Annotated in this window: 9 protein-coding genes; 1 reads left to right on the top strand and 8 read right to left on the bottom strand. The window is 39.4% G+C overall.

Going from position 1 to position 20,446, the window contains the following annotated elements; genetic code table 11:
• Positions 1-86: 86 nt before the first annotated feature.
• The gene (locus tag EAE92_RS15905) at positions 87-1,271 is read right to left on the bottom strand and encodes a multidrug effflux MFS transporter (RefSeq protein WP_214068780.1); all 1,185 of its coding nucleotides are present in this window, start codon (positions 1,269-1,271) and stop codon (positions 87-89) included.
• Positions 1,272-1,947: 676 nt separating this feature from the next.
• On the opposite strand from EAE92_RS15905, the gene EAE92_RS15910 reads away from it, so the two are divergent.
• Positions 1,948-2,367 (top strand): GFA family protein, encoded by a 420-nt coding sequence (locus tag EAE92_RS15910; protein WP_214068781.1) that lies wholly within the window; start codon positions 1,948-1,950, stop codon positions 2,365-2,367.
• Between the two features lie 198 nt (positions 2,368-2,565).
• Here the strand turns inward: EAE92_RS15910 and EAE92_RS15915 are convergent, their stop codons facing one another.
• From EAE92_RS15915 to EAE92_RS15945, 7 genes are all read right to left on the bottom strand, one after another.
• Positions 2,566-7,026, bottom strand: a complete 4,461-nt coding sequence (locus tag EAE92_RS15915) for a type I polyketide synthase (RefSeq protein ID WP_214068782.1) — start codon at positions 7,024-7,026, stop codon at positions 2,566-2,568.
• Positions 7,027-7,142: 116 nt separating this feature from the next.
• On the bottom strand, positions 7,143-9,707 hold the full coding sequence (locus EAE92_RS15920; RefSeq protein WP_214068783.1) for a non-ribosomal peptide synthetase: 2,565 nt from the start codon (positions 9,705-9,707) through the stop codon (positions 7,143-7,145).
• 25 nt (positions 9,708-9,732) lie between these two features.
• On the bottom strand, positions 9,733-10,191 hold the full coding sequence (locus EAE92_RS15925) for a GNAT family N-acetyltransferase (RefSeq protein ID WP_214068784.1): 459 nt from the start codon (positions 10,189-10,191) through the stop codon (positions 9,733-9,735).
• 21 nt (positions 10,192-10,212) lie between these two features.
• Complete coding sequence (locus EAE92_RS15930; protein ID WP_214068785.1) at positions 10,213-13,353, bottom strand: non-ribosomal peptide synthetase; 3,141 nt, start codon at positions 13,351-13,353, stop codon at positions 10,213-10,215.
• Positions 13,354-13,373: 20 nt separating this feature from the next.
• Entirely contained in the window at positions 13,374-13,703 is a 330-nt protein-coding gene (locus EAE92_RS15935) for a darcynin family protein (protein WP_214068786.1), read from the bottom strand.
• Positions 13,704-13,708: 5 nt separating this feature from the next.
• Positions 13,709-14,440, bottom strand: a complete 732-nt coding sequence (locus tag EAE92_RS15940) for a thioesterase II family protein (RefSeq protein ID WP_214068787.1) — start codon at positions 14,438-14,440, stop codon at positions 13,709-13,711.
• Positions 14,441-14,642: 202 nt separating this feature from the next.
• Positions 14,643-20,444, bottom strand: coding sequence for a type I polyketide synthase (locus EAE92_RS15945; RefSeq protein ID WP_214068788.1), 5,802 nt, complete (start codon positions 20,442-20,444; stop codon positions 14,643-14,645).
• Positions 20,445-20,446 lie beyond the last annotated feature (2 nt).

The following is a 20,446-nucleotide window of genomic DNA, read 5'->3' on the forward strand; positions in this document are numbered from 1 at the left end:
TGTATTTCAACAATCTATCTCTTTATTTATCAAAAAAACCATTATGGGCACTATTTGCATAAACTTAAAAAATCCCCTATCTGCAACTAAAGAATTTCTCTATTACCAGTTATATAAATAATACTACCGACCAAGGAAACAACTGTGATGATAGATGCCACCTTAATAGGTTCATGGTGAGATAGATAACCAATAAGCAATGATGCCAGTCCCGCACTACCTAATTGCAAGGTTCCCATTACGCCGGAAGCTGTCCCTGCCGCTTGAGAATGAGCGGCAATTGCTGACGCAGTACCTAGTGGCAGCAAAAAACCATTACCGAAAGTCAATACTGATATTGTTAGCACAGAAGTTATCAATGGGTAGGAACTAAAAAACATTTGTATCGTGAAAGCAATACCTCCAACAGCAAAGATAAAATAGCCATGAGAAATCGTCTTTCTCACGCCCTGCCGGCGACTTAATTTTTTAGCAGTAAGATTTCCCAACACATAACTCAAAGAGAGCATTATATAAGTGTAGCCAACATATTTTTCTGGTAATCCCATAGCGGTAAGAATAAATGGAGATTCAATCAAATAAGAAAAATATGCCGTATAAGCGAAACAAGGTATTGCTGCATAGTAAAGAAACTCTTTATTTATTATCACCTGGTAAGTACTGACTAATACATTTTTAACACTCAAATTTTGACGTTTTTCTATTGGTAGTGATTCTTTCAGAACTAGCAAGCACAACATAAGCGTGGCTGTTATAAATAAAGTAAGAAATAAAAAACAGGCTTTCCAACCATAATATTCACTTAACATACCGCCGATCATGGGTGCGACAGCGGGTGACATTCCCACAAAAGGGAAAATAATCAGATACAAATTGGCTGCCTCTTCTTTCCCCATCAAATCACTAATAATGGCACGACTCAATGTAATACCAGCACAAGCGCCTATTCCCTGGAATAAACGCAATAATAGTAACTCACTAATATGCGTACTGTAAAAAATACCGATTGTTGAAATCAGCCATATAATCATCCCAGAAATAAGAACCCTTTTTCTTCCGAAACAATCACTTAATGGTCCATAAATAAGTTGAGAAAAGGCTATACCAAATAGAAATATAGCTATTGCACTTTGTATACTAGATTCGCTAACGTGATAATAGTTTCCCATTTTACTCAAAGCGGGTAGGAATATATCTGATGAAACCAGTCCCCCCATAGAAAGAAAAGCCATTAAAACGATAAATAATAAAGATGAAGTTTTGTTGCTCATAGGCCATTAACCAATCGATATAATAAACATTATCCCAAAATAAATTCCGTATAAAATAAAAGTCACGTGCCAGTTAAATTCACATTAAATGCACACAATCACTTATTTAATGAATAAAATTAACACCTTGCATGTAAAAACAACAAGTTACTTTGCATATTATCTTGTACTGCAAGAATTAAGAACTCTTTATAACAGCATAAAGACAAAATCCCATTCACGCTTTAGATTAATAATTTTTTACTCTATAAATAACCCCTCCAAATAGTGAGATACTTTTACACAGCTTCTTTAATAATTAACTTTTACAAAAATAAATTCATGTAAATATCAATTAAAAAAATAGTAACATCAACATCACTTTTAGCAAACAAAAAAACACAGAATTTAAGTTCAAAAATGAACAAAAAAAACACAAAACACAACACATAATGCTAAAAACAAAGCAATTATTATTTGAACAATGATATATACCCTATGGATTTCAAGATGGATCGCGACGGCAAGGGAGCGAATCCCCGGGAGCATAGATAACTATGTGACCGGGGTGAGTGAGTGCAGCCAACAAAGAGGCAACTTGAAAGATGACGAGTATATTTTTTTAAAACTCACAAACCAGTAATACCAGATCACATTTCCTCGCTATTGTTAAGACTCGCAAACTAAGGAGGTACACATGTTAATTTCCGGTAGTTGTCACTGTAAGAATGTTGAATTTACGTTTAATTGGGAGCCTGAACCTCTGGAGATTCCGGCACGAGCATGTACTTGCTCTTTTTGTACCAAGCACAATGCAGTCTGGACATCATTCCCGGCAGGACAGCTTCGGCTGAGTATCAGAGAACAAAAGCTTTTACATAGATACTCTTTTGAAACAGGCACAGCGCAGTTTCACATCTGTAGCCAATGCGGGGTAGTGCCTGTTGTCATCAGCCAGATTAACGGTCGCGATTATGCCGTAGTTAACGTCAATACCTTTGAAGACTTTGACCCTGCGCTGCTTAATTATGTTGCAGCTAAGTTTACTGACGAAAGCGAGCAAGCGCGATTGACGCGTCGCCAACAAAACTGGATTGCTAATGTTGAATATATATAGCCAAAACTAAAGGAGACATAGATTTAGAAGCCAAATTTGGCTGAATAGGAGGGAGGCGTTTTACCACTATTACAAATCACATATATCACAAACCACATATATGGCATGAAAGGTAAAACGCCTTATAAGACTTTTGTTGAAAAAATAAGAGTTTAAAAATGCTCTGTCAGGCAAGGTATGAGATCTGACATGTTATATTTATATTGCGTAATTAGCTGATTTCTTTACCCTCTTATTCTTCATTCTTTGCTTTGCCAATTGGCTAGTCGAAGTACGATGTTGTGATGACACCGCTGCATTTTCTTGAGTGTTATTCAACTTAGATGCCACCGCATTTTCTAGTTTCGACACAGTGCTGTAGGTAAACATCATTGATATAGGAATATCATGATAGATACGCTGTTTGAGCCTTTCATTGATTTGAATGATATCCAATGATGTAGCACCGAGTACAAAGAAGCTGCAATGTTCATCAATTTCAGAAAGCCCCAACTGGTGTTGTACTTCCTCAACAATGACTTGTTTAATCAAAATATTTTTGTCTACGATCTCACTTTTAATCTCTGTCAAAGTACTGGCTTTTTCTCTATCCAGAGTATTGACTCTTTCCTCAATCGGTATTATAGAAACTAATAATCGTTGTTGCGTCACCTGTGAAAGTGCTTGTAGAAATACAGCTTCACCTTGCTGATTGGTTAACCCTGCTGTGGATGCGTCAATTTTCATATTTCTTGACGCCATGCCAACTTCCAGCCAGCGATCCCAAGCGAGAGAATAGACTTTGAATTTTAGATCTCGCCTGTCAGCAATCGCGTCGAGAAATGCATTTGCAGCAACATAAGCAGATTGCCCAGGGGCGCCACAGTAAGAGAGTAATGAAGAACATAAAACCATCGAACTTAGCGGTTTCCCTTCAAAGTACGATATCAGGTTCATTGCCCCTTCTACCTTAGCAGACATGATTTTGCGATGTGATGATATATCAGGTTGCATAATCAACGCCCCGGCATCCGAGCCTGCGCTATGGATCACCATGTTGATGGCCCCATAATTATTTTCCAGATACTGTAACGTGTCGAAAAGTTGGGGTTTATCTGTCACATCCAATTGTCGCAGTATCACTTCCCCACCGAGTTGTTCAATTTTCTCCACACACTCAATTTGTTTAATCAACGTTAATTGCTGCTTGTTTTCCTTGATATTTGCCCATTGTGAACGGTCAGGAATAGCTGTTCGAGAGGCAAGAACAATACGGGCCTTATAGTGTTGCGCCAGGCTTTGTGAGAGCTGCAAGGCGATTCCACCTAATCCACCACTGATTAAGACTAAACATCTCTCATGCAACCCATTACATTGTTGATGAGTTTCAACGCTTTTATTCGGCAGTGCTTTGAACTCTGGCAACCAAATTTGGTTATGTCTTATTGCCACTCGATGATTAATATCAGAGCTGACTAAACGGCGAAGTAAAGACTGGGTTGAATTATCCTTTGCTAATTCATCGAAGGAGATGTCAATTTGATAGCCATAGTGTTCTTGATGCTCGTGGTTAATTGACTGTATTAAGCCTTTCAGTAATGAGATAGCGGCATCGGTGATTTCATAGCCGAGCACATTCTCAATTTGGGGCGTTAACAGAATAAACCGAGAGGCCGCGAGTGACTTACTGGATAATATATTTTTGATACATGCGAGCCATTCAAGATAATGTGCTATTGGATCACCAACAAAGTCTTCTGCATTAGGCATTAATACAAACGAACAACAGCCCGTTAGGTTTAACGAAGGTAATTTATCAACCTCCTCGACAAAGATAATATTTTGTCCTGATAAAACGTTATCGACCAGCGCTCTATTGCTATTAGCTCCACGATGTGTGGTTAGAACATATACCTGACCTTCATGTGCCATTTTCTTAATATCATCACACGAGCTTCTATACCACACTGGTCGATACAGGATATTTTGTTTTATATCCGGTGATTTAATCTGTGGCGTTCGACCTTTTACCAACCGATCTCTGATCTTTGTAAACTCTTTTTCAGCAAATGCGTACACAGGTAAATGAATGAGACGACCAGATTGGCTGCTCGGCACTTGCCAGTTTCCTAATCCGACAGTACACCACAACTTAGCAATTTGGCTGTAGAAATAGGTGATATCCCCCTCAGGTAAATTCGGATGCCTTAACATATTGGCAATATGTATTTGTTGATCCGATTTTTGTTTAAAGAATTTCTGTACACAACTAGCAAGAGTGTTGCCCGGCCCTACTTCGATGAAAACAAGATGTTGCTGCGAAGAAAGCGTCTCTAAACACCCTAAAAAGTCGACTTTATCTCTTTGATGAGACAACCAATATGCCGGTTTTCTAATTTCATTATTATCATGCCAATCACCAGATAGGTTTGACAAAATTGGGATATTTACAGAATTAAACGCGACCGTTTGCAATGCCTGCTCATATTCATCCTGTATTTCATCGATCGTTTTAGAATGGAACGCGTGGGTAGTTTTTAGTTGACGCGAATGAATGCCCTGTAGTTGCAAATAAGATTTCAGGTTCTCGATATCTTCAATAGAACCAGACAATACTGTTGAATCTTTACCATTAACCGCCGCAATTTCTAAACTTCCCGCCAATAGTTCTACAACTTGCTCTTTTGACAAAGGCACACTCAACATGGCGCCTGGAGACATTTTCTCCATCAATTGCGCTCGTCTACCAACCAAAAATAGAGCATCTTTTAGCGCAAAAACCCCTGAAATAGTCGCCGCAACATATTCACCCAGACTATGACCTAATAATATATCAGGCTGAATACCCTTTGATTCCATTAATCGCGTTGTCGCGTATTCAACGATGAATATGGCAAGCTGTATGATTTCGGCAGGAAACGCATTAGAACTTTCCGGTTCCATTAAGTAATTTCTTATCTGTTCTCTTTTTTCATCGTCCAAAAGTGATAAACAGTGCTCTACTTGCTCTTTAAAAACCGACTCACGGAGATATAAACCTAGCCCCATAGTCTGATATTGCGAGCCTTGACCGGGATAGAGAAAAACAACACGTTTGTTTGCAGATTCACACCGACCACGAACAAAGTCGGCTGTAGAGTATATCGCCCTGTCGTCTGAGCAAACCAGTACAGATCGATAACCAAAACGCTCGCGACCATTTTGTAAGGTATGAGCGACATCAGCTAATTTATTGGGATTAGAGGCTAACCACGCGATTAACCGGTTCTCCATTTCACCCAAACTCCACTCAGATTTAGCCGACAGCGGGAGTAATTTTACTGCATCAGAAGCTTGCTCATCGTGAGGCTCACAGACATATTCTTCCAGTATCACATGGGCATTGGTTCCCCCAATACCAAATGAACTCACCCCTGCTCGCCTCACCGTCGCGCTATCCCAATCTTTACTGTCGGTATTAACATAAAAAGGTGAAGAAGAGAGTTTTGTTTTGGGGTTCGGATTCGTAAAGTACCGATTAGCGCACAGCTTTTTGTGTTTTAGCATCAGCGCCGTTTTTATTAATCCGGCCATTCCAGCCGCACTATCAAGGTGCCCAATAATCGACTTTACCGACCCAATAGCAATGCTGTGCTGTGGGACGTTGGCGAAAACTTTATTCAGAGCGGTTATTTCTATTGGATCACCAAGCTTGGTCGCCGTGCCGTGGGCTTCAATATAAGAAATGGATTCAGCTTCAACCTTAGACATAGCCAAAGCACCTCTAATCGCTTCGAATTGTCCGTCAATGCTCGGCGCAGTGTAACCCACCTTTCTTGAACCATCGTTGCTAAGCGCTGATCCCTTAATCAAGGCCAAAATAGGCCGTCCTTGCTCCAATGCAATTTTAAGCGGCTGCAACACTATCGCACCAACGCCTTCGCCACCGACAGTACCATTCGCCATTTCATCAAATGATCGGCAAGTTCCATCTGGAGAAGTGATCATGCCATCTTGATGTAGATAGCCCTGTTGACTGGGCGTCACTAAAGTCGCAGCGGCAACAAGCGCTGTCTGGCACTCACCTAATAACAAGGCTCTTGATGCCAGGTGTATTGCGGTGAGAGATGAAGAGCACGCTGTCTGGATGGCAATCGCCGGTCCTGTTAAACCTAATTTGTACGCCAGTCGAGTTGCCGCAAAGTCTTTCTCTACTAAGTTAAATGCAGAAAAAAGACTGGCGCCATCTTGTTCACACTCGTCATAAGCGGCCATTTGCCAACCAAGTTGAGCGCTTGACGCTAAATAACAACCAACCGCCCCTTTGTATTCAGACGGAACAATGCCGGCAGAACCTAACGCTTCAAAACCACATTCATGTAATTTACGAATTTGTGGCTCCAAAAACTCAGCTTCACGGTTGTTATAATCAAAAAAATCAGCATCAAACGTTAAAGGGTTATCAATAACACCCTTGGCGTTGACATAATTTTGGCTCTCATAATGCTGTTTAGGCACGCCATTTTTCGCCAATGTTTCATCAGAAAAACGAGAGATACAATCCGTGCCCTCTAAACAATTTTCCCAGAAGCTCTCTACTGTTTCACTATTAGGGAAGCGACAAGAAACACCGACAATAGCGATTTCTAATCCCGTTAATTTTTGCCTGGTAAATTCGTGTGTATGATTATCTTTTTTCATAATTTTCAATATTAGCAAGTGCTAAATTAGCCATTAAATTATTGAGAGACGTTTAATTAAAATATCAATATATTGCAATTGATATTTTTAAAATGGATAAATTAACGAAATTAAGTTTAAAGACCGAATATCTTTAACGCTTCATCAAACTGTTCTGTTGAATTAGCGCCATTATCGGAACTGTCTAATGGTTGTTCATTGCCATCTATATATTGTGCTTGTGACTGAATCGTAGTGTGTTGAAATAAATCGACAATTTCTATTTCCCGCGCAAATACTTCACTCAACTTGAAACTAAGCTGTGCTAACTTAAATGATGAACCACCTAAATCAAAGAAGTTATCTGTTAAGCTGATATTCTCTTTCCGAGCACTCAGTAAATCCGCCCAGATATCCAATATTTGCTGTTCCGTCTCACTATTACATGCCACTATTTTCTTTTGCACCACGTCACAGCGCGGATCAGGTAATTTAGCGTTATCAATTTTACCACTGCTATTTTGTGGGAATGTATCAACTGCAATGAAATATGCCGGCACCATATAATCAGGAAGATGAGATGCGACTTCCTTACGCAATGTATCGAAATCAATTTCCTGATTGGAACAGATGTAAGCGATTAATAATTGATTATCAGATTCTTTATTATTGACTATCACATGAACATCAATAACTGGCTTAATATCATCCACGGAATTCAGTTTTAATATCGCTTGTTGAATAACTTTCTCTATTTCTCCAAGTTCTATTCGATATCCGTTCATTTTTACTTGACTATCTATCCGCCCTAAATAAATCATACCTTCCTCACCGATATATCTTGCCAGATCACCCGTTCGATAATAACGCTTACCATTGATAAAAATAAAAGATTCTTGAGATAATTGGGCATTATTAATATAGCCTTTTGCCAATCCTTTCCCAGATATAGCAATTTCCCCCACTGCCCCTTTGGGAAGAATTCGCATAAATTCATCAATCAGTACAATTTCCTCACCAGACATTGGCAGACCAATAGGAATAGTCTCTGTACTAATCTGGCTTGAAGCGTTAAATTCAAAAGAGAGTGATTGCACACAACATTCTGTAGGCCCATATGCGTTAGATGCATTCGGAACCGACTCCCAGCAATCAGCGAAATTCAACCAATTTTGCTGATCTAATTTTTCGCCGCCAATCATCAGATGCTTTACCTGACAATCAATGCGCTGACCATTCATTTGTGACCTAATCATTCTTAAATGGGTTGGAGTACAATCGGCAATATGGATCTTTCTGTCACGCCAAAATTGGCTGATTCTCTTGCCGTCTTTCCTGATTTCATCAGGCACGATATGCAGCGTATGACCCAGTAACAGAGCCGGATATAGCTGCTGTACCGACGCATCAAAACTGAGTGCTGATATCATTGAGACGTTCAAATCCCACGGGTAATTGCGATAAACCTTTTGATATAGCCCTTTAACCAAATTGACGACAGCACTGTGAGGAATTTCAACCCCTTTTGGATTACCCGTCGAGCCAGAGGTAAAAATAATATAAGCGGAATCTTGACCATTAATTTCAGGCAGTTGAAGGTTTTGTTTTGCATCAAATCCATCTTGTTGCAGATTGTCATAGGTAATCTGGCGGTATTCTTCCAGCGCCAACTGGGTATCAATTGACGATATAACTAATCGCATCTCTGCAATATCTAATACATATTTCTTTCTGCCAACAGGCCAATTTATATCGAAAGGACAATATTTTCCGCCTGCTTTAAGTACCGCGAACATTGCTACTATTGCTGAGCAAGATCGCGGCATATGTATACCAATCGTATCGCCTCTTTCGATACCTAACTCTATTAACCTGACGGCGCAGGTATCACTCAATTTATCCAGTTCAGCATAACTCAATTCCCCCACACTATCTGAGATAGCCGTTTTTTCCGGGTGCATACTGACCTGTTGCTTAAATAAAGCCAGTATCGACTGTTCAGTATCAATGCTATTTTCTGCTTCAACAGCATTTAAATAAAAGGGATCAGCGATTGGCAACTCAGAAATTTTACAATCAGAGCGGATTTTATTCGCCCAAGATTCCATTATATTCATCATAGTGATGACATAATCTGAACCATACGTGGAAGTCACTTCACAGGATATCCGCTCGTTATCATGTTCAAAGAATAATTGCGATAAGGCGCGCTCAAAGAATTCATCAGACTCTTTTTGGCAATTTTTCAATATAACAGCTAAAGAGAAAGTGACTGTACTATCAAAAATGTTTTGAAAAGATGCTACGGCATACGCCAACTTTTGCTGAATATTTGTTGAAGCAGCTACGATCACCTCTTTTAAGGTACACTCACTATCGAAGTTAAACGGTAGGCATAATACCTTTGGTTCAGTTGAATCTTCGAGATAATTTCCAGTAACAACAGTCACCTCAGAACTCTTCAACATTATTGCCTGCGCATAAGCGGCCAAAGACACGAGCAATATGCTCAACCGTTTATTTGAACCATTTGCAATTGAGAGTAAGGTCTTTGAAGTTTCTTCAGAAAAGCTAAACTTTGTTGTTTTAGATGAGATATCTTTGCAATAAGAAATCTCGCACTCTGGGCTACGATATTCAGATAAAAATCCCTGCCAATAACTTACCGTAGCTTCACTAATTACATTACTATTATCAACCATTTTAATATCTCATCTTTAAAGTTAATTAGCCATTCCACTTCATCGTAATTTCTAACTCACCAGTATGTTCATCCACACCTTCTTTTTCCTCGACAAAGCCATTCATTTTATAAAAATCTCTCGCCAGTTTATTTTTTGAATAAACGTTGAGAACCAAATCACTCCTTTTACCGAAGGCATCGAATAGTAATGTCTTTCCAATCCCTTTACCTTGAAAATCAGGATGCACAAATATTGACGCCAGAATATTATCAACCAAACTGATAAACCCAACAATTTCATCATTATATTTGGCAACTACAGTTTCAGCGCCAGGAATATATATATTCATCATATCCTCCTTACATGAGTGCCAAAAACTCTCGCTAACAAAGTGATGACACTTGAGCGAAGCAAGATACCAAATATCTACAACTCTTCTTATCTCTTCCGCATCGCCATTCAACTCTGTTAAGACTACGTTTTTAATAGATTGTAAAGTCATTATTATTTATCTCCATATTTATTAATGAGTAAAACTGACTCTTTTCTTCATTTTTCCACGACGTTCCGCTAGTCGGTCTCGTCTCGACATAGCCTCTTCTTTATTGACCAGGTTTATTTCCTGTTTTTCACCGGACTCAATATAGGAAATAAGAGTCGCCATATTCGTGTATGTGAAGAAATCGACAACTTTTAACGGGAAAGGCAGGAACTCATTCAAAACATTTGTAATTCTAAGCAGTTTTATTGAGTTAGCTCCCAAATCAAAGAAACTGGTTTTAAGGTCTATTTGATCTACCTCTAAAATTGAGGAGAATACCTCAAGTACTTTATCTTTATAACTTGAACCCTCTAAATCAGCAATATTTTGGTTCGTTAAATCAAGATCAGGCAGGCTTGCTAAATCGACTTTCCCATTCGTTGTCAATTTAATTTCATCCACCGCTTTGAATATGCCAGGCACCATGTAATTAGGAAGAGATTCAGATAAATAACGTCTTAGGCTATTCTCTTCAATATTTTGACTAGAAACGTAATAAGCAACTAGCTGATCTTCTCCATGAACCTTTTTGATAACCACAACGGCATTACGGCATGCGTCATATGACTTTATTTTTGTCGCTATTTCATCTAGCTCAATTCTATAGCCTCTCAATTTTATTTGATTGTCTACTCTACCGATATATTCAATGTCACCCTCACCGTTAAAAAAAGCCAAATCACCGGTTTTATATAGTTTTGATTTATGATCAAAGGGGCTATCAATAAACTTTTCAGCGGTTAAATCCGGCCGATTCAAATATCCTCTGGCAAGGACTCTTCCCCCGATATAAATCTCACCGGGAACACCTATTGGTTGAGGATGCAAGTTTTTATCTAAAATATATATTTTCGCGTTATTTATCGGTCTACCTATCGGAACAACCGGGTTTTCTTGTTGATCTTGTTGATATCGATAGATCATACAACCAACCGTAGCTTCTGTCGGGCCATATTCGTTACAAATAGTTACGCCAGGTTTCAGTTTATCCGTGATTTCTTTACACAATTGACTTTCTAATTGTTCGCCGCCGAGAATAAACGTCTGTAATGAACTTTTATTATCACAGATTTGATTAAGTAGATTTAATTGCGAAGGTGTGATCTTGACATGACTTAGATTTTGGCTCTTAGCCACATCTTGCAACGCTTCAAATGACTCTTTATCGATAATTTCTATTTCTCCGCCAGAAATTAGCGGGCACCAAATAGAAGTCACGGTTAAGTCAAACGCAAGACTGGTAAACAAAGGATAAACCGAACGATAACCCTCTGAATGGTAGGCGCTAATAGCCCAGTAGATATAGTTCATAACCGTGTGGTGTTCTAGCATCACTCCCTTCGGTTCTCCGGTAGATCCTGAGGTAAATATAGTATATACAAGGTCATTTTCAGAGTATGCCAAATTTGGTCGTTGATCGCCACCTTCGTTTACCTTCGATAAACTGAGCAAATCATCATGATAAATAATATGTTTAATCCCATTAGATAAAATCTTGTTTACCCGCTCTTCCGGAGTAGATATATCAATCGGAACATAGGCCGCACCTAATTTATTTATCGCAATTAACAGCGCTATCGTATGAATGCTAGCACGGCATTTAACTGCAATAAGCTCCTGATACTTAACACCTTTTGAATAGAGATTGTTTGCAATTTGGTTAGATAGCTCATCAAGTTCCGCGTAAGTAACGCTAATACCTTGTTGTCTAATGGCGATATCATCTTGATATTTTTCTACCGCCGCCTGCCATGCGAAAGTTAAGTGAGCAGGCCCAGGTAATGAAACATCATTATTATTAAAATCAATAATTAACTGATTATATTCCTTTTCATCTAAGAAACCGAGTTCAGATAATGTTTTTTCTGCATTATACGCTATCGATTTTAATATTCTGGTGAACTGTTTCAGGATGCTATTAATAAAATATTGTTCGTATTTTCCAGCATTATAACTGAGTTTTAAAATCGCGGAGTCAAGTAAATTGACTTCTAAGCTCAGATTGAAATTTGTGGTTTCAGACGTTGTATATGAAAGAATATCCACACTGGTTGACATCTGTTGTAACCTTCTTGAAATTGGGTAATTCTCTATCACCACAATACTATCAAAAAGATTATGTTTTATTTTATTAACGCTTTGTATTTCAGATATTGGATACTCTTTATAAGCATCCCGCTCCAATATCGTGGTTTGTACGCTCTTCATGATGCTTAAAAGCGTCATTTGACTGGATAAATTATCAATTAACAAAGGCGGTGTTTGAATATATAAACCAATGCTATTTTCAATGCCAGAAATTAAATTATCTCTACCGGATACTGTGGTACCAAAGCAAATGGACTCAGAATCATTATATTTAGCTAAAACAATTGACCAAGCTGCGTATATTGCAATAGCCAGCGTAAATCCATTATTTTTACAATATAACTCGACCGCGTTTATTAAATTTTTATCTAATGTACATTCAATTTTACCAACGCCTTTTGAGAGCAAGTTTTGTTTACTTGGTAAACTCATTGCCGCGTCCTGAAATATAGTGCCAGTCCAGAATCCTCTGGCTTTATTACATTGCCTCACTTTATTTAAATGAGCAATATAATCTTGATAATCAAAAATTTTGCCAACACATTTTAATTGAGGATGATCATAATAATCCCAAAGTTGAGTTATTAATAGACCCAGACTCCAACCATCCATGCAAATGTGATGATATTGAACATGGAGAATATAATTATCTTCGCTTACTTTATATAAATTAATTTTGATTGGGCAACGTTCTAAGTCAATTTCAGTTTTTTGAAAAACTATCTCATTAATATTTTCTTGATCTGCCCTATAACTATTATTTTCAAATGTTCTGAAATCTATGTGAAGCGGTTTATTGTCAAAAATAATCTGAACTGGATGGCTTAACCCTTTCCAGCGATAAACCGTTCGTAATGCTTGATGTTCCGATACTACTCTATTCCACGCAATTTCTAATTTCTTTTCATCAATCAGACCAGCAATGGTTAAGGTAAAGTTTGTCACATAAACATCTTTACTGCCCTCTTCAATGGAGTGATAAAGCATCCCTTCTTGCATTGGACTTAAAGCGACAATGTTATAATTCACAGGCATTTTCTAATCCGTCCATTCCATTATATTTTATGTGACTTATATACTTCATGGGCATTTTCTATGCCCATTAATATATTGGAAATTTTCAAATACCCATCTGATATTACGGTTGTATTTCGCATATCCTGGAGCATACAGTAGTAATGTTCCAAGCTTTCTGTCTCAATAATGACAATATCTTGAAAATCAGCAGAAAACCCTTCCGAGTCTACGGTTCTAAGACTAATAAAATCATGGTACTTCACCAGAATTTCAGGCAGCGATTCATTCTGCAATTGCTCTCTTTGAGAACGATTTAAAGCATTCCATTTATCACTAAAAACCAATGTCCAAATAATCACATATTTCATATAAATCACCGATTGAAATTCAGATCGCTTGCTATTTTATTTATCAAGCTACTTGAAAAACTATTAAGGTAAAAATGATCGCCATCAAAAGTACTATGAAGGAATTTACCATTTATATAATCTTGCCAGGAAGAGATCATTTGAGGAGTGACTGCAACGTCATATAGGCCGGAAAAACTATGTACTGTCGTTTTATCACTAATTTTCGCATCACTCATACGCCAGGACTCTATTATTCTAAAATCACTCCGCACAATATCTAACATCATTTTCATCACCACACGGTCTTCACAAAAGTCCTTCGAACCGCCCAATTTCTCAAGATATTCGGTTAACTGATCATCATTGAATGACGCACGAGATAAATTCTCTTTATTTTTTAAGTGCGGAGGTTTGAAAGCTGAAATACCTAACCAAACAGGGGACAGACCTAAATTCTGTAACCTTAACGTTAATTCATACGCGATAAGGCCACCCATACTATGGCCGAAAATAGCAAATGGCTTATCCGTCTGAATTTGATTCAAAAATAATTCGATGACCTGTTCCATAGATTCCGGGAGCGGCTCACCAAAACCCATGCCTCTTCCCGGTAACTCAAGAGCGATACACTTTATCCAGCCCGGCAATAAATGTGACCAAGGTCGATAAAGCATGTGCGAACCACCAGCATGGTGAATCAAATAGAGCCGAACATCAGCATTTTTACTATTGTTAATATCTATAAAATTTTTCATATTTTTAAAAACGTCAATAAGTGCCTATCCCAATGGGCGTAATTGTTGCAGGCAGTTTGAACGCGGACAGCGCGGAAAAACCGGAGCGTACACGTAGTACGTGAGGATTTTGAGCACTGCCCAGGTTCAAAATGGCAAATAAAATAGCCCTATTGAGATAGGTAGCAAAATGGAGCGGGTTTCACTCCATTATATCAATCCACTAAAAGTTAAATTCTAAAAGACTCTCATCTTTAGGAATATCCAAATTCACTTCTGCATGCTTAACGTATTCAGAAATAGCAACATCCGAATGATTTAAGATATTATTGACCAGATCAATATATCGCTCTATGAAAAATTTAATCTTTTCACTGGTAAATAATGCACTCTTATATTCAAAGCTAAATTCATATCCACCATTTATTTCTTTCACAAAGAACGCCAGGTCAAATCTGGAACTTTCTTGTTCTATTTCATATCGGCTTAACTTCAAATTAGGCATTTCAAAATCAGCCATGCCAATATTCATATATGAAAATACGGTATCGAATATCGGCATCCTATTTTTCTTTGGTTTTATATTTATTGCTTTAACGATTTCTTCAAATTGAATATTAGCATTATCAAATGATGAGACAACAACATCAGCAACAGAGTTAACTAAATCTCTAAAAGTTGTCGTTTCATCAAAATCAAATGGAATTGGCAGAAGGTTGACAAACATACCTATGACATCTTGCAACTCACTTTGCGGCCTACCTAATATGGGCGTTCCAATACAAAATTTCGTCTGCTTTGTTAAATCCGCTAATAGCAAGTAGTAGGTAGATATGAAGATCATGAAATTGGTCGCACCATCTCTACTGAACATATTAACCAATCGTTCTGTAGTTTCATTTTCTAAATAAAAGTAAAGTCTCTCCCCACAATCATCTGTGATATGTTCCCGTTCAAAATCACATGGGAGTTTAATTTCTGGTATGTTTTTCAGCTTTTCTAACCAAAAATCCTTTTGTGCTAATACCCTACAACTATTTGCTATTTCACTTTGCCAAATAGTGTAATCTTTGTACTGTATATTAAGAGGAGCTAATTCTACCCCCTGATAGATATCCAGAAAATCTCTCACGAAAATATCTTGAGATAAGCCGTCAGATATAATGTGGTGAATATCCAAGAAGAATAGATATTCATATTCTTTTAATTCAATAAGAATTGGCCTAATTAACGCGTCTTTATGTAGGTTGAATGGTCTTATTAACTGCTTTATCTGCTCTTTAACTTGCAGCGGATTTAATCCTGCTGTGTTGAATTTAATATGCTTGAGTTCAACAGTAGGTTCTTTGTGACACTTTTGTCTCGGCTCGCCATTAACTAATATTATCGAAGTTCTAAGGGATTCATGTCGTTGGATTAACTTCTGTAGCGTTTCACTGAATTTTGCTATATCCAAGTGGCCGACAATATTAAAAACCGCGGTTTCATTATAAGCAACAGATCCTTTATCAAACATTTGTTGCAAATAGATACGTCTCTGACCGGGAGATAATGGATATGAATCCTGTTCAGCAACAGGTTGAATCGCCTGATATCCCGATGTTTCGGATTGACTTCCGGCAAATTCGGCAATTTCTTTGACCGTTGGATGTTTGAAGAAATAGGTCAATGGCACATCAATATTACAGCTCTTGTGTATCTGCGATAGTAAAGTGATCGCTTTAAGAGAGTTGCCGCCTAAATCGAAGAAATCATCCTCTATGCCTAACGGCTTGATACGTAAAAACGCTTCCCATATTCCAATCAACTGAGTTTCAATTTCGTTACCAGCGGTAATAAAATCACATTCAAGATCTGGCCTGCCTGAATACTCTTTATTGCTATTATCATTCCCTTGCTCTTCAAATTGGCTTGGTTTAGACCATTGCGCAATGCGGGCATTGATATCAGCGGTCGAGATAATTAAAGCGTCTTTTTCTTGATAATTGAGTACATCAGCCAGTAATAAGATACCTTCTTCTTTCGTTACCAATAAGTGCGACAAACTGGCGCCAATTTTTTCATTAATGTCACTCTTTACCGCGACTTCCCAACCATCCCAATTGATCAATGTCCAATTATTCTGGTTATATTGGTTGTGCTGAATGACAAACGCATCTAAATAAGCACTAGCGGCAGCGTAAGCATAGAAACCAAGTCCCCCCAAGATTGGGGCAAGTGATGAAACAACAACACAGAAATCATAATCAATTTCCGCTAACGCTTGCTCTAAGACTTTAATTCCTTTTTGCTTAGCTTCAAGATGCGCCTGAATGTAAGCCTTATCAGTTTCAATAATAGACCTTAGTGAAGCCTCTCCTGTAATTCCCGCCAGGTAGAATACGCCATCTATCTTGCCATGATCTTTAATGACGTTTTGAACAAGTTCAGACATGGCATCCAATTCTTTCGCATCAGCTTGGATCAGCTGCAACGAAGAAGCCTGTTTATCTATTTGTTGCCAAGAATTATCCAAATAAGCACTAGAGCGCGACGTAATAATTAAATTAGCTTGATATTCTTTAGCGAGGTAATTTGAAAACGTTTTACCAATAAAGCCCGCGCCACCAATCAATAAGTAAGTCCCTTCCTTTTTCAGGCTGGCGTGATTTCGATCGGCTAAAGGCATATAAGGAACGAAATCCTCACACCATCTTCTGTTATTGCGATATGCGACAGTCTCGCTTCCACCATAGGCAATTTCAGCAAGTAACTTGGTCGCCCCGCAATCTGTTGCCATATCGCCAACATCTATCGCACGACAAGATAAATCTGGAAACTCTTGCCGGATCACGGTGCTGATTGCCATAACCGCCGCTGATGATGGATCAATGCTCTTTTCATTGCATACCACGACGGCATATTTCACCAGCAAAGTGATATTTTTAAGAATACTGTTGGCTGTTTGCGCACGATATGACTTTAAGAGATGAAGAATCTGTGACAGCAATTCATCGACAGCCAGCGCTGAGTCAATGCAATCAATAACAATGTTCGATACAGAAACATGACTCTGTTCGAGCAACTTAAAGAATTGATTAAAGTCTTCTTGGTTATCGAGTCTAATTTGGTTTTCGCCATCCAGATCAAACACCTTCTCGTTGCCCACATGAATCTTTATTAATTTCTTGTAGTAACGTTGTAAGCTACTCTCCATACAGCATGTTGGCGCCGATGGCTGCCCGAGTCGTAGCAAGAGCGTTGTTTCATCACTTGCTGGCGCATTTGATGTGCTCAACGGCTGTTGTTTCCAGCCATGTTGATAAAACCAGTCAGACATCCGCCCTTTCCGTTCAACTTTTTTCTCTGCTTCTATTGCGCTTGGTGCGTTAGAGAAAATATTCAGGAAATTTGCTTCCTTGGGCCAAAAAACGCTTCTATCGAAAGCATATCCGGGCAATGGGATACGCCTGCAATTATCGGTAAATCGCACCTTATGCCAGTCAATCTGAACGCCTTGTTGCCACAGTTTACCCAACGCCCCCCAATATGAATAAGGAAGATCTGGCGCTTTGATCTCTTCTGGCAGTAACTGGATAAGCACATTAGAACGATCCTCCTTAGAATCATCTTGAGAGAGATATCGCCGTGTGAGATTGATCAGATCGCGGCCAACACCCACTTCAATAAAAATAGAGGCTTTGTGTTTTTCAATCAGGTGCTCAAATCCTTTAACGAAACAAACTGTACGTTCAGCTTGTTCTGCCCAATATTCCGCTGACATTGCCTGCGAGGCGGTTAACGGCAGTCCCGTCACGGAAGAAATGAGCGGGATCTTTGGCGCACTGAGATTAAATTGAGCTATCACAGCCTGGAGTGCGCCATTAATTTGTTTCATCGCTGGCGAGTGCGCCGCATGTTTAGACTTGATTGGCGTGGTCAGAATACGTTTTTTCTTAAGTATCGCTGCGAACTCTTCGATATTTGCTTCCGATCCCGATACGACGCACGAGTCTTTATTGTCAATCGCCACAACTATTCCTGCCGGGCATATGGCGTTAACCTCTGCAACAGGCAGCGGGATACTCAACATCGCCCCGGTTGGCAAATCTTGCATGAGTTTGCCACGAGCAATCACAAAATTAATGGCATCTTCTAAGGAAAACACCTCCGCAATCGTCGCGGCGACCAATTCACCAAAGCTGTAACCAAGCAAGCTTGAGGGTTGAACGCCAGGTTCCATCAGGCAACGAGCGAGCGCATACTCAACAATAAAAATGGCAGGTTGAGCGTACTTCGTTTTCTGTAATTCATTTGCAACACCATCGGTAAACCATCTCTCTTTCAGAGATTCACCTAAATGGTGAGACGCTATCGCAAGGCAATGGTCAACAATATCCCGGAATTCTGTATGAGTATCATACAAGGCACGCGCCATATTGGTATATTGCGCTCCCTGACCGGGCAGCAGAAACACAATTTGATGCTCTGCCCCAGACGCTTTTGTCGGTTGGGAACTGGGTTTTCGCAGGGCTTTAATTAAGTCGTCGCATGAAGAAGCAACCACTGATTTTCGATATTTATGATGTACTCGCCCCTCCTGCAATACATACGCAACGTCAGATAACCTGATGTCCTGCTTAGTCTGGAGCAAGTCAGCTAAATTATGTTGATTATTGGTGAGTGATTCAGGCGTTTCACCGGAGAGCAAGAATACATTCGGTAATGTCTCGGCCTCTGTTTTCAGAACGGTTGGTTCATCCGCTTCCGCTAAAATGATATGGGCATTTGTCCCGCCAATACCAAATGAACTGACGCCGGCAATACGTTTCTTATTTCCTGAAACTGCCCACTCCATTGGTCTATCTACGACTTTGAACGGCGTTTCTTCGATATGTAGCTTGTCGTTAGGCGCCTGATAGTGAAGGGTTGGTGCGAGTTTCTTATTTTTTAAAGACATCACCGTCTTTATGACACCGGCAACACCAGCCGCTTCATCCAGATGCCCGATATTACTTTTCACCGCACCAAGCATGCATAGATGATTCGAGTCGCCGAACACTTTAGATAGCGCCGATACCTCAATCGGATCACCTATCTCAGTAGCAGTACCATGACACTCGATATAGCTAATCTCCTCCGGTTCAACACCAGCCAACATTTGAGCGCTGGCTATCACTTCCGCCTGTCCTTGAACACTCGGAGCGGTAAATCCAACTTTGCGCTGACCATCATTGTTTATCGCGGAGCCTTTGATCACCGCATGAACATAGTCATTATCTTCGATGGCTCTATCCAAAGGCTTAAGCAACAAAATGCCGACCCCACTGCCGCCAACAGTCCCATTGGAGTTAATGTCGAAAGGCCGGCAGTGACCATCCGCTGAACGCACCATGCCTTGCTGATAAAGGTAGCCGGACTCTTGAGGTAAAGTTAAAGAAACCCCGCCAGCCAAGGCTAAGTCACAATCTCCGCTTAAAATTGACTGACACGCCGTATGAATAGCAACCAGCGACGTTGAACAAGCGGTGTGGATCGCCACTACCGGTCCATTCAACCCCAGACGATATCCGGTTCTTGTGATGATGGACTCAGGTAAATTCCAATTCACCACATCGAATGTTTCAGAGGGAGTGAGCTTGCTCTTTAATAAACTCGATATCCAAGGAATGTTTGAAGCCGCCCCGGCAAATAGACCTATTCTTTCATCACTATTTTGGCCTATATAAGCAGCGTTCTCCAATGCATGCCAACAGCATTCGTGTAACAATCGACACTGCGGGTCCATCTTATCAACTTCGTCTTTTAAATATCCGAAGAGATGATTATCAAAGGATTTGTAATCTGCAAGCGTCGCTTTAGCCGCTACAAAGTTGGGATTATTGATATCTTCTGCTTTATAACCATTAGCAAGGAGTTCATCTTGCGTGAATCTTTTAATGCTTTCTTTTCCTGATATTAAATTTTGCCAAAACTCCTCTGGGTTTTCAGCATCTGGAAATCGGCATGCCATGCCAACGATGGCAATATCAAATGAATCTGTCATAA

Source organism: Photorhabdus hainanensis, from assembly GCF_018448965.1.
Lineage (GTDB): Bacteria > Pseudomonadota > Gammaproteobacteria > Enterobacterales > Enterobacteriaceae > Photorhabdus > Photorhabdus akhurstii.